The following is an 11,927-nucleotide window of genomic DNA, read 5'->3' as shown; positions in this document are numbered from 1 at the left end:
CTCGACTGGGACCGCGCAGATTTACCCGATGTAACCGGCGGCAGCCATGTAATCGCAGATACGGTGGACAGATTCCTCTACCGACAGCACGGAGGTATCGATGCTCACTTCGGCGGCCAGCGGCGCCTCAAACGGAGCATCGATGCCGGTGAACCCCTTGAGTTCACCGGCTCGCGCCTTGCGGTAGAGCCCTTTGGGATCCCGCTCCTCACACACTTCCAGCGGCGTGGAGACATGAACCTCGATAAAGCGCTCCGGCAACAGCTGGCGGACTCGATCACGGTCCGCACGGAACGGTGAGATGAATGCAGCGATGGTGATAAGCCCGGCATCCACCATCAGCGCACCCACCTCGCCAACCCGGCGAATATTTTCGCTGCGGTCTTCGGCACTGAACCCCAGATCCCGATTCAGCCCCTGACGGAGGATGTCGCCATCCAGCAGGTAGGTATGCCGCCCGGCGGCGTGCAGTCGCTGTTCGAGAGCTTCGGCCAGCGTCGACTTGCCGGAGCCGCTCAGCCCTGTCAGCCATACCATGCCAGGGCGCTGGGCCATCAGCCTTGCGCGCCCCGTACAGTCGACCATTGGCGACCGCCGACGGGCGTTTCGCTCCATGTCAAAGCACGGCCTTGGGGTACGAGCCCAGCACCTTCAGGGCAACGGCTTCGCTGTTAATCTTCTCCAGCACATCCTTGATCAGCGGATCCTTGTGGTGGCCGACGAAGTCGATGAAGAACACGTAGGTCCACTTGCCGCTGCGCGACGGGCGGGTCTCGATGCGGGTCAGGTCGATGCCGTTGTTGTGGAACGGCACCAGCAGCTCGTGCAGCGCGCCCGGCTTGTTGCGCATGGAGACGATGATGGAGGTCTTGTCGTCGCCGGTGGGCGGCACTTCCTGGTTGCCGATCATGAGGAAGCGCGTGGAGTTGTCCGGGCGGTCCTCGATCTTCTCGTGCAGCTTGTCCAGGCCATACAGGCTGGCGGCCATGTCGCCGGCAATCGCGGCGCTGTTCCACTCGCTCTTTACCCGCTTGGCAGCGTCGGCGTTGCTGGAAACCGCCACGCGCTCGACGTTCGGGTAGTGCGCGTCCAGCCACTTGCGGCACTGGGCCAGGGACTGGGCGTGGGAGTAAATGCGGGTGATGTTGCTGGTCTTGGTGTTCTCGCCCACCAGCAGGTGGTGGTGGATGCGCAGCTCCACCTCGCCGCAGATCACCATGTCGTGCTCGAGGAAGCTGTCGAGGGTGTGGTTGACCGCACCCTCGGTGGAGTTTTCCACCGGCACCACGCCGAAGTTCACCGCACCGGCGGCGACTTCGCGGAACACTTCGTCAATAGCCGCCATCGGCGTGCTGATCACCGCATGGCCGAAGTGCTTGAGCGCCGCGGCCTGGGTGAAGGTGCCTTCCGGGCCGAGGTAGGCCACTTTCAGCGGCTGTTCCAGGGCCAGGCAGGAGGACATGATCTCGCGGAACAGACGAGCGACTTCCTCGTTGTCCAGCGGGCCCTTGTTCAGCTCCATGATGTGCTTGAGCACCCACGCCTCGCGCTCGGGCCGGTAGAACACCGGCTTCTCGCCTTCGGGCAGGGCGGCCATCTTCACGCGCGCCACATCGGTGGCGCAGCGGGCGCGTTCGCTGATCAGCTCGAGGATCTTCTCGTCGAGGCTGTCGATGCGTACGCGCAAAGCCTTGAGCTGGTCAGCGTCGCTCATCAGCCGTGCTCCTTCTCGAACTCGGCCATGTAGCCAACCAGGGCTTCGATGGCGTCCAGGCCCAGGGCGTTATAGATGGAGGCACGCATGCCGCCCACCGAACGGTGGCCCTTCAGGTTGAGCAGGCCGCGCGCATCGGCGCCTTCGAGGAAGGCCTTGTCGAGCTTCTCGTCGGCCAGGCGGAATGGCACGTTCATCCAGGAGCGGGCGCTGGGCTGGATCGGGTTGGTGTAGAAGTCGCTGTTGTCGATGAAGCCGTACAGCATGTCCTTCTTGGCGCGGTTGCGCTGCTCCATGGCATCGACGCCGCCCTGCTCCTTCAGCCACTCGAAGACCAGGCCGGAGAGGTACCAGGAGTAGGTAGCCGGGGTGTTGTACATGGAGCCGTTATCGGCGGCAACCTTGTAGTTGAGCATGGTCGGGCAGATGCTGCGGGCGCGGCCCAGCAGGTCTTCGCGAACGATGACGACGACCAGGCCGCTTGGTCCGATGTTCTTCTGCGCGCCGGCGTAGATCAGGCCGAACTTCGACACGTCGGTCGGACGGGAGAGGATGTCCGAGGACATGTCCACCACCAGCGGGACGTCACCGACTTCCGGAATCCAGTCGAATTCCAGGCCGCCGATGGTCTCGTTGGACGCGTAGTGCAGGTAGGCGGCGTCCTTGGACAGGTTCCACTCGTTCTGCCCGGGAATGGCGAAGTAGTCGTACTTGGACGCACTGGCAACCACGTTGACGTTGCCGTAGCGGCGAGCCTCTTCGATGGCCTTCTTCGACCAGATGCCGGTTTCCACGTAGTCCGCCACGCCGTCTTCGGGCAGCAGGTTCAGCGGGATCTCGGCGAACTGCTGGCTGGCGCCGCCCTGCAGGAACAGCACCTTGTAGTTCGACGGCACGCCCATCAGGTCGCGCAGGTCCTGTTCGGCCTTCTCGGCGATGGCCACGTAGTCGTCGCTACGGTGGCTCATCTCCATGACCGACAGGCCCTTGCCCTGCCAATCCAGCAGTTCGGCGCGGGCGCGCTCCAGCACCTCGGTGGGAAGCGCCGCAGGACCGGCGCAGAAGTTAAAGGCTCGCTTGCTCACATCCACTCTCGCTATCAGTCTTCGCTGGCCTGCGGGGCTTCTTCAGCCGCAGCTTCGCCTGCTTCTGGGTTCTCTTCCGACACTTCGCCCTCGACGATCTCGCCGTCGATGACGTCGTCTTCGTCTTCCACCACCGTCGGCTCCTGCACCCGCTCCAGACCCACGACGGTCTCGTCGGCGGCCAGCTTGATGAGGATCACGCCCTGGGTGTTACGGCCAGCGCCGCGGACTTCGTCAACACGGGTACGCACCAGGGTGCCCTGGTCGGAAATCAGCATGATCTCCTCGCCGTCCAGCACCTGTACGGCGCCCACCAGGTTACCGTTACGCTCGTTGATCACCATGGCGATCACGCCCTGGCCACCACGACCGCGACGCGGGTAGTCGGCCAGCGGGGTGCGCTTGCCGTAGCCACGCTCGGAGGCGCTGAGGATCTGCGCTTCGCGGCACTCGGGGATCAGCATGGAGATGATGCGCTGGCCTTCGGCCAGGCGCATGCCGCGCACGCCACGGGCGTTACGGCCCATGATGCGCACCTTGCTTTCCTTGAAGCGGATGACCTTGCCGGCGTCGGAGAACATCATCACGTCCTTCGAGCCGTCGGTGATGGCGGCGGCGATCAGCGAGTCACCCTCTTCCAGCTTCAGGGCGATCAGGCCGTTGGAGCGCGGCTTGGTGAACTGGATCAGCGGGGTCTTCTTCACGGTGCCTTTCATGGTGGCCATGAAGATGTACGCGCCAGTCGGCTCGTCCTGGCTGAAGTCGGCGTCGTCGCCCTCTTCGGCCTCTTCGGCTTCCACCACTTCGGCGACCTGCTCGGCAACCACGTCGTCGTCATCGTTGTCGTCGCCGGCGAACTGGGCGCGCACGGCTTCCAGGTCGATCTGCAGCATCGCGGTGATGCGCTCGCCTTCGTCCAGCGGCAGCAGGTTCACCAGCGGACGGCCACGGGCGGTACGCGAGGCTTCCGGAATCTCGAAGGTGCGCAGCCAGTAGACCTTGCCCTTGCTGGAGAACAGCAGCAGGGTGGCGTGGCTGTTGGCGACCAGCAGGTGCTCGATGTAGTCCTCGTCCTTCACGCCACTGGCGGACTTGCCCTTGCCACCGCGACGCTGGGCCTCGTAGGCGGCCAGCGGCTGGGACTTGGCGTAGCCGCCGTGGGAGATGGTCACCACGCGCTCTTCTTCGGTGATCAGGTCGGCGATGGTCAGGTCCATCTGCGAGGCGACGATCTCGGTGCGACGGGCGTCGCCGAACTCGGCCTTGACCTTCTCCAGTTCCTCGCGGATGACTTCCATCAGGCGCTCGGGGCTGGTCAGGATGCGGATCAGCTCGCCGATCAGGGTGAGGATTTCCTGGTACTCGGACAGGAGCTTCTCGTGCTCCAGGCCGGTCAGGCGGTGCAGGCGCAATTCCAGGATGGCCTGGGCCTGTTCCGGCGACAGGAAGTACTTGCCGTCACGCAGGCCGTACTGCGGGTCCAGGTCTTCCGGACGGCAGGCATCGGCGCCGGCGCGCTCGACCATCGCTTCCACGGCGCTGGATTCCCAGCCAGTGGCGATCAGGCGCTCCTTGGCCTCGGCCGGGGTCGGCGAGGTCTTGATCAGTTCGATCACCGGGTCGATGTTCGACAGGGCAACGGCCTGACCTTCGAGGATGTGGCCACGCTCGCGCGCCTTACGCAGCTCGTAGACGGTCCGGCGGGTCACCACTTCACGGCGGTGACGGATGAACACCTCGAGCATGTCCTTGAGGTTCATCGTGCGCGGCTGGCCATCGACCAGGGCCACCACGTTGATACCGAAGACGCTCTGCAGCTGGGTCTGGGCGTAGAGGTTGTTCAGCACGACCTCGCCCACTTCGCCGCGACGCAGCTCGATGACCACGCGCATGCCGTCCTTGTCGGACTCGTCGCGCAGCTCGGTGATGCCTTCGATCTTCTTCTCTTTCACCAGCTCGGCGATCTTCTCGATCAGACGGGCCTTGTTCAGCTGGTAGGGCAGCTCGGTGATGATGATCTGCTGGCGGTTGCCGCCCTTCTCCATGTCCTCGATGGTGGCGCGGGCACGGATATAGACGCGGCCACGACCGGTGCGATAGGCCTCGATGATGCCCGCACGGCCGTTGATGATGCCCGCAGTCGGGAAGTCCGGGCCGGGGATGTACTGCATCAGGTCATCGATGGACAGCTCGGGGTTGTCCATCAGCGCCAGACAGCCGTCGATCACCTCGGTGAGGTTGTGCGGCGGAATGTTGGTCGCCATGCCCACGGCGATACCGCTGGAGCCGTTGACCAGCAGGTTCGGGATCTTGGTCGGCATGACCGCCGGGATCTGCTCGGTGCCGTCGTAGTTGGGCACCCAGTCGACGGTTTCCTTGTCCAGGTCCGCCAGCAGCTCATGGGCGAGCTTGGACATGCGCACTTCGGTGTATCGCATGGCTGCGGCGTTGTCGCCGTCCACCGAACCGAAGTTGCCCTGGCCGTCGACCAGCATGTAGCGCAGCGAGAACGGCTGGGCCATGCGGACGATGGTGTCGTACACCGCGGTGTCGCCGTGCGGGTGGTACTTACCGATCACGTCGCCGACCACACGGGCGGACTTCTTGTAGGGCTTGTTCCAGTCGTTGCCCAGTTCGCTCATGGCGTACAGGACGCGGCGATGCACGGGCTTCAAGCCGTCGCGCGCATCGGGCAGGGCACGACCGACGATCACGCTCATGGCGTAATCGAGGTAGGACTGTCGGAGTTCGTCTTCGATGTTGACCGGGAGGATTTCTTTGGCCAGTTCGCCCATGAGAAGCCTGGTTCCTTTTTCAAATGGGACTCCGCCAAGCCCGTCCTGAGCCCGGCGGAGCGCGGTGCGCCATCAAAGCGCCACCGACTCTCTACAAATCAACGACTTGGCCGTTGATCCGCGATGCTGTGGGGGCCGAAAAAATGCCCCATCAAGAACCGTCGGAGCTTACCACAAGCCAGGGTCAAACCCTACCCTCGGCCAAGCCCCTCGATGAATTGCCGCAGGCCCCGTCAGTGCAGGCGCTTGCGGCTCATCAGCTGGGCCATCCGCTCGGTGTCCGGACGTTCGACGACGCCGCGCTCGGTCACAATGGCGTCGATCAGGTCGGCCGGGGTCACATCGAACACCGGATTGAAGGCTTCGACGTCAGCCGCGACACGTTTGCCGCCGATTTCCAGGAGTTCGCGACCGTCACGCTCCTCGATAGGGATGTCCTCGCCGCTTTCCAGGCCCATGTCGATGGTCGAACTGGGCGCCACCACCATGAAACGCACGCCGTGGTGCATGGCGGTGACAGCCAGCTGATAGGTGCCGATCTTGTTGGCGACGTCGCCGTTGGCGGTGATGCGGTCGGCGCCGACGATGACCCAGGTGATGCTTTCGGTCTTCATCAGGTGCGCGGCGGCCGCGTCCACGTTCAGGGTGACCGGCACGCCTTCGTTGGCCAGTTCCCAGGCAGTCAGGCGAGCGCCCTGCAGCCAGGGGCGGGTCTCGTCGGCGTAGACACGCTCGATCAGCCCTTCCAGGTGCGCCGCGCGCAGCACGCCCAGTGCGGTGCCGAAGCCGCCGGTGGCCAGGGCGCCGGTGTTGCAGTGGGTGAGGATCTTCTGCGGGCCGCCATGGTGCTTGCGGATCAGGTCCACGCCCAGTTGAGCCATGGTCAGGTTCGCCTCGCGGTCGCTCTCGTGGATCGCCACGGCCTCGGCTTCCAGCAGCGGCAGCGGGTCCTCGCCCGGCTTCAGGCGCTCCAGGCGGTCGCGCATGCGGTTCAGCGCCCAGAACAGGTTGACCGCGGTCGGACGCGACTCGGCCAGCACCGTGAAATCATCTTCCAGCGCCGCGCGCCAGTCGCCACCAGCGGCCACACGGGCACGCAGGCCCAGCACCAGGCCATAGGCAGCGGCGATGCCAATCGCCGGCGCGCCGCGCACGACCATCTGGCGAATGGCGTCGGCTACGCCTTCGGCGGTCTCGTACGACAGCCAGGTTTCCTCCAGCGGCAGCAGGCGCTGGTCCAGCAGACGGAGTGTGCCCTTGCGCCAATCAATGGCCGTGACCCGTTCGGCCGCCAACAGTCGCTCACGCATGGAACACCTCTTCATTTCAATGGAATCGCGGGCCGCTCCGGCGCCACGGGAATCACCCGGAAACACCGGGAAACGGCCGAGTATACCGAGCCTGAAGCCCTGGTGCTCGGCTATACTCGGCGCCTTTATCCACGCGCCCAGGATGCGCTTCATGCCGACCGAAAAAGTCCCGCTCGACCTGCTGCTCTTCCCCACCTGGATCGTCCCCGTCGAGCCCGCTGGCGTCGTCCTGCGCGATCACGGCCTGGGCATCCGCGACGGCCGCATCGCCCTGCTCGCCCCGCGCACCGAAGCGCTGCGCCATCCGGCCACGGAAACCCGCGAGCTGCCGGGCATGCTGCTCTCCCCCGGCCTGATCAACGCCCACGGCCACGCGGCGATGAGCCTGTTCCGCGGCCTGGCGGACGACCTGGCGCTGATGACCTGGCTGCAGGAGCACATCTGGCCGGCGGAAGCCAAGTGGGTCAGCGAGGACTTCGTCCGCGACGGCACCGAGCTGGCCATCGCCGAGCAGCTCAAGGGCGGCATCACCTGCTTCTCGGACATGTACTTCTTTCCGCAGGTCGCCTGCGAGGTGGTGCACAAGGCCGGCGTGCGCGCGCAGATCAGCGTGCCGGTGCTGGACTTCCCGATCCCCGGCGCCCGCGATGCCGACGAGGCGATCCGCCAGGGCCTGGCGCTGCGCGACGACCTCAAGCACCACCCGCGCATCAAGGTCGCCTTCGGCCCGCACGCGCCCTACACGGTCAGCGACGACAAGCTGGAAAACATCCTGATGCTCGCCGAGGAGCTCGACGCCGGCATCCACATGCACGTCCACGAGACGGCCTTCGAGGTCCAGCAGGCAGTGGAGAAGCACGGCGAACGGCCGCTGGCCCGCCTGCACCGTCTCGGCCTGCTCGGCCCGCGCTTCCAGGCGGTACACATGACCCAGGTGAACGACGAGGACCTGGTCATGCTGGTGGAAACCAACAGCTCGGTGGTGCATTGCCCGGAATCCAACCTCAAGCTGGCCAGCGGCTTCTGCCCGGTGGAGCGGTTGTGGCAGGCCGGCGTCAACATCGCCATCGGCACCGACGGCGCCGCCAGCAACAATGACCTCGACCTGCTCGGCGAAACCCGCACCGCCGCGCTGCTGGCCAAGGCCGTGGCCGGCCAGGCCACCGCGCTGGACGCCCACCGTGCGCTGCGCATGGCCACCCTGAACGGCGCCCGCGCGCTGGGCATGGAACAGGAAACCGGCAGTCTGGAGCTGGGCAAGTCCGCCGACCTCACTGCCTTCGACCTCTCGGGACTGGCCCAGCAGCCGGTGTACGAGCCGGTCTCGCAGGTCATCTACGCCAGCGGCCGCGACTGCGTGCGGCATGTCTGGGTCGGCGGCAAGCAACTGCTGGACAACGGCAAGCTCACCCGCCTGGACGAAGAACGCCTGATCGCCGTCGCCGGCGAGTGGGGCCGCAGGATCGCCGGCGCCTGAGCCCCGACGCCCCTGGCGCTGCGACAATCTGTCATGCCGCGCCCCATCCAGTGAACGAAGCTGGCATCATAGTCAGCCTTCGTTTCCAGCTTTTTGATCAATAGGGACACCATGAGCAACGTCGACCACGCCGAGATCGCCAAATTCGAGGCCCTCGCCCACCGCTGGTGGGACCGCGAAAGCGAGTTCAAGCCCCTGCACGACATCAACCCGCTGCGGGTCAACTGGATCGACGAGCGCGTCAGCCTCGCCGGCAAGAAGGTGCTCGACGTCGGCTGCGGCGGCGGCATCCTCAGCGAAGCCATGGCCCAGCGCGGCGCCACCGTCACCGGCATCGACATGGGCGAAGCGCCCCTGGCGGTCGCCCAGTTGCACCAGCTGGAATCCGGCGTGCCGGTGGAATACCGCCGCATCACCGCCGAAGACCTGGCCGAAGAGATGCCCGAGCAGTTCGACGTGGTGACCTGCCTGGAGATGCTCGAGCACGTGCCGGACCCGGCCTCGGTCATCCGCGCCTGCTACCGGATGGTCAAGCCCGGCGGCCAGGTGTTCTTCTCCACCATCAACCGCAACCCGAAGGCCTACCTGTTCGCCATCGTCGGTGCGGAGTACGTGATGCGCCTGCTGCCGCGCGGCACCCACGACTTCAAGAAGTTCATCCGCCCCTCCGAGCTGGGCGCCTGGTCGCGTGACGCGGGCCTGGCGGTCAAGGACATCATCGGCCTGACCTACAACCCGCTGACCAAGCACTACAAGCTGGCGGGCGACGTCGACGTCAACTACATGATCCAGACCCTGCGCGAGGAGTGAGTCGCATGCTCAGAGCGGTTCTCTTCGACATGGACGGCACGCTGCTGGACACCGCGCCGGACTTCATCGCCGTGTGCCAGGCGATGCTTGCCGCCCATGGCCGTGCGCCAATCGATGACCAGCGCATCCAAGACGTGGTTTCCGGCGGCGCCCGCGCCATGGTTGCCGCGACCTTCGACATGGACCCGGAAGCCCCCGGCTTCGAGGCCCTGCGCCAGGAGTTCCTCGACCGCTACCAGGAGCATTGCGCCGTCTTCACCCGCCCGTACGACGGCATGGCCGAACTGCTGGAGAGCATCGAGCAGTCGCGCCTGATCTGGGGTGTGGTGACCAACAAGCCGGTGCGTTTCGCCGCGCCGATCATGGAGCAGCTCGGCCTGGCCGAGCGCTCCGCCGTCCTGGTCTGCCCGGACCACGTGACCAGGAGCAAGCCGGACCCGGAAATGCTCCTGCTGGCCTGCAGCCAGCTGAAGGTCGACCCGTCCGAAGTGCTGTTCATCGGTGACGACCTGCGCGATATCGAGTCGGGCCGCGCCGCCGGGACCAAGACCGCGGCCGTGCGCTACGGCTATATCCACCCGGACGACAACCCCGCGCACTGGGGCGCCGACGTCATCGTCGACGCACCCCGCGACCTGCTCGCCGTCCTCGCCCGCGCTCTCTGCTCCTGCTGAGCCCCATCCCCGCGAGCCCGTTGTCCGTCGCGCTGACGGGCTCCGCCAAGGAGAAACCATGTTCGACTATTCCGCCCGCCCCGACCTGCTCAAGGGCCGCGTGATCCTGGTGACCGGCGCCGGCCGCGGTATCGGCCGGGCCGCCTCGCTCGCCTTCGCCGCCCACGGTGCCACCGTGCTGCTGCTGGGCAAGACCGAGGACTACCTCAACGAGGTCTACGACCTGATCGTCGCCGCGGGCCATCCGGAACCGGTAGTGATTCCGCTGAACCTGGAAACCACCCTGCCGCACCAGTACGACGAACTGGCGGCGATGATCGAGAAAGAATTCGGCAAGCTCGACGGCCTGCTGCACAACGCCTCGATCCTCGGCCTGCGCTCGCCCATCGAGCAGATATCCACGGACAACTTCACCCGCGTCATGCAGGTGAACGTCAACGCCATGTTCAGCCTCACCCACACCCTGTTGCCGCTGCTCAAGCTCTCCGAGGACGCCTCGGTGGTCTTCACCTCCAGCAGCGTAGGCCGCAAGGGTCGGGCCTACTGGGGCGCCTACGCGGTATCGAAGTTCGCCACCGAGGGCCTGATGCAGGTGCTGGCGGACGAGTGCGAGGACATCACCCGCGTGCGCGCCAACAGCGTCAACCCCGGCGCCACCCGGACCGCCATGCGCGCCCACGCCTATCCGGGCGAGAACGCCTACAACAACCCGGCGCCGGAAGAGATCATGCCGGTCTACCTGTACCTCATGGGCCCGGACAGCCAGGGTGTGAACGGCCAGGCCTTCAACGCCCAGGACTGATTCCGCCCCCGAATATCCGGCACGGACGTACCAGCGGCGTCGGCCTGCAGCCCAGCAACCACGCCGCTTTCCGCCAATTTTCCGGCTCCATCGCTGACCGCCCTCCGGCAAAGTGCCACTATTTCGCCAGACTTCTGGCGAAACCTTCCGCCCCTCGGGAACCCTGACCGCCATCGGTCGGTCAATACGGCGTCTTTTCAGGCCTTTCCGCGCCCTGGCACGGAAATCGCTCTGTCCTTCGCAAACGCCGTAAAAATGGTCACCGCCATGGTTCCTCCCAAGCAGTCCAACACCATCGATTTCGATGCTGCCAAGCTCCAGCGCGCAGCCAGCCAGGACCCCCGCCCTCTCTCGCGGCGTCCGCTGGACCTGCTGGAATTGCGCCAGCAGTTGAACCTGCAATTGCAGGTGAGCCTGGAGGCCGAGCGCATCCTGGCGGTGTTCTTCCGCGAGATCCAGCAGATGCTGCCGGTGGAATACATGGCCTACTACCACGCCGGCGCCGACCTGCGCCTGGAGTTCGGCGAGGCGGCCCGGCACAGCGCCGACTACCGCCTGACCCACGGTAGCGAATACCTCGGCGAGATCAGCTTCCGCCGCACCCGGCGCTTCTCCGAGGCCGAGCTGTCGCAGCTGGAATCGCTGATGGCCTGCCTGCTCTACCCGCTGCGCAACGCCCTGCTCTACCGCGCCGCCGTGCAGTCGGCACTGCGTGACGCGCTGACCGGCACCGGCAACCGCATCGCCATGGACCAGACTCTGGGCCGCGAGGTCGAGGTGGCGCGGCGGCACCTGCTGCCGCTGTCGATCCTCATGCTCGACCTTGACCACTTCAAGCAGATCAACGACGAGCACGGCCACAGCGTCGGCGACGACGCCTTGCGCGCCGTGGCCACTGCACTGAAGAACAGCCTGCGCAACGTCGACATGGTGTTCCGCTTCGGCGGCGAGGAGTTCCTCGTGCTGCTCTCCAACACCCCCGGCGTCTCCGCCGTGCAGGTGGGCGAACGGCTTCGCGCTGCCGTGGAGGAGCTGAACCTGGCCGCCGACGGCAAGCGCTTGCCGCTGTCCATCAGCCTGGGCTGCGCGACACTCAATGGCGGCGAGTCGGTGGACGATCTCCTGCGCCGGGCAGACAACGCCCTCTACGAGGCCAAGCGCGACGGTCGCAACCGGCTGGCCTGCGCCAGCTGACGCCTGCCTCGCTCCTACGAAGAGCCCATCCGGGTAATTCGCAGGCAATAAAAAAGGGCTCCGAGG

Annotated in this window: 10 protein-coding genes; 5 read left to right on the top strand and 5 right to left on the bottom strand. The window is 65.9% G+C overall.

Annotated features, from left to right (window positions below; translation table 11 throughout):
- Window positions 1–21 precede the first annotated feature (21 nt).
- The 5 genes from cysC to mtnA form a co-directional block, all read right to left on the bottom strand.
- Window positions 22–537 (bottom strand): adenylyl-sulfate kinase, encoded by a 516-nt coding sequence (gene cysC, locus IB273_RS21190; protein WP_353620472.1) that lies wholly within the window; start codon window positions 535–537, stop codon window positions 22–24.
- 79 nt (window positions 538–616) lie between these two features.
- Window positions 617–1,714: a prephenate dehydratase gene (pheA, locus tag IB273_RS21185; RefSeq protein WP_015478144.1), complete on the bottom strand. Its 1,098-nt coding sequence runs from the start codon at window positions 1,712–1,714 to the stop codon at window positions 617–619.
- Window positions 1,714–2,799, bottom strand: coding sequence for a 3-phosphoserine/phosphohydroxythreonine transaminase (gene serC, locus IB273_RS21180; RefSeq protein ID WP_151186365.1), 1,086 nt, complete (start codon window positions 2,797–2,799; stop codon window positions 1,714–1,716). The genes pheA and serC overlap by 1 nt, the downstream gene beginning before the upstream one ends.
- A 14-nt stretch (window positions 2,800–2,813) precedes the next feature.
- The gene (gene gyrA, locus IB273_RS21175; RefSeq protein WP_192224947.1) at window positions 2,814–5,594 is read right to left on the bottom strand and encodes a DNA gyrase subunit A; all 2,781 of its coding nucleotides are present in this window, start codon (window positions 5,592–5,594) and stop codon (window positions 2,814–2,816) included.
- A 233-nt stretch (window positions 5,595–5,827) separates the two neighbouring features.
- Complete coding sequence (gene mtnA / locus IB273_RS21170) at window positions 5,828–6,904, bottom strand: S-methyl-5-thioribose-1-phosphate isomerase (protein WP_081517944.1); 1,077 nt, start codon at window positions 6,902–6,904, stop codon at window positions 5,828–5,830.
- Window positions 6,905–7,055: 151 nt separating this feature from the next.
- Between mtnA and IB273_RS21165 the strand changes: the two genes are divergently transcribed.
- The 5 genes from IB273_RS21165 (at window position 7,056) to IB273_RS21145 (ending at window position 11,861) form a co-directional block, all read left to right on the top strand.
- Window positions 7,056–8,381, top strand: a complete 1,326-nt coding sequence (locus IB273_RS21165) for a TRZ/ATZ family hydrolase (protein ID WP_192224946.1) — start codon at window positions 7,056–7,058, stop codon at window positions 8,379–8,381.
- A 111-nt stretch (window positions 8,382–8,492) separates the two neighbouring features.
- Complete coding sequence (gene ubiG, locus IB273_RS21160) at window positions 8,493–9,191, top strand: bifunctional 2-polyprenyl-6-hydroxyphenol methylase/3-demethylubiquinol 3-O-methyltransferase UbiG (RefSeq protein ID WP_081517942.1); 699 nt, start codon at window positions 8,493–8,495, stop codon at window positions 9,189–9,191.
- The gene (gene mupP, locus IB273_RS21155; protein WP_192224945.1) at window positions 9,188–9,865 is read left to right on the top strand and encodes an N-acetylmuramic acid 6-phosphate phosphatase MupP; all 678 of its coding nucleotides are present in this window, start codon (window positions 9,188–9,190) and stop codon (window positions 9,863–9,865) included. The genes ubiG and mupP overlap by 4 nt, the downstream gene beginning before the upstream one ends.
- A gap of 58 nt (window positions 9,866–9,923) precedes the next feature.
- Window positions 9,924–10,667 carry a YciK family oxidoreductase gene (locus IB273_RS21150; protein ID WP_138215154.1) on the top strand — a complete coding sequence of 248 codons (744 nt, stop codon included), beginning with the start codon at window positions 9,924–9,926 and terminating at the stop codon, window positions 10,665–10,667.
- Window positions 10,668–10,934: 267 nt separating this feature from the next.
- Complete coding sequence (locus IB273_RS21145; RefSeq protein ID WP_192224944.1) at window positions 10,935–11,861, top strand: GGDEF domain-containing protein; 927 nt, start codon at window positions 10,935–10,937, stop codon at window positions 11,859–11,861.
- The last annotated feature ends 66 nt before the right edge of the window (window positions 11,862–11,927 follow it).

This window comes from Pseudomonas sp. PDM19 (assembly GCF_014852215.1).
Lineage (GTDB): Bacteria > Pseudomonadota > Gammaproteobacteria > Pseudomonadales > Pseudomonadaceae > Pseudomonas.
This window is presented reverse-complemented; position numbering and strand designations above follow the sequence as displayed.

Excerpts from the sequence above, each read along its gene's own strand:
- IB273_RS21165 (WP_192224946.1), top strand. The coding sequence starts at position 7,056 with ATGCCGACCGAAAAAGTCCCGCTCGACCTGCTGCTCTTCCCCACCTGG.
- ubiG (WP_081517942.1), top strand. The coding sequence starts at position 8,493 with ATGAGCAACGTCGACCACGCCGAGATCGCCAAATTCGAGGCCCTCGCC.
- IB273_RS21150 (WP_138215154.1), top strand. The coding sequence starts at position 9,924 with ATGTTCGACTATTCCGCCCGCCCCGACCTGCTCAAGGGCCGCGTGATC.
- cysC (WP_353620472.1), bottom strand. The coding sequence starts at position 537 with ATGGTATGGCTGACAGGGCTGAGCGGCTCCGGCAAGTCGACGCTGGCC.
- IB273_RS21145 (WP_192224944.1), top strand. The coding sequence starts at position 10,935 with ATGGTTCCTCCCAAGCAGTCCAACACCATCGATTTCGATGCTGCCAAG.
- pheA (WP_015478144.1), bottom strand. The coding sequence starts at position 1,714 with ATGAGCGACGCTGACCAGCTCAAGGCTTTGCGCGTACGCATCGACAGC.
- gyrA (WP_192224947.1), bottom strand. The coding sequence starts at position 5,594 with ATGGGCGAACTGGCCAAAGAAATCCTCCCGGTCAACATCGAAGACGAA.
- mtnA (WP_081517944.1), bottom strand. The coding sequence starts at position 6,904 with ATGCGTGAGCGACTGTTGGCGGCCGAACGGGTCACGGCCATTGATTGG.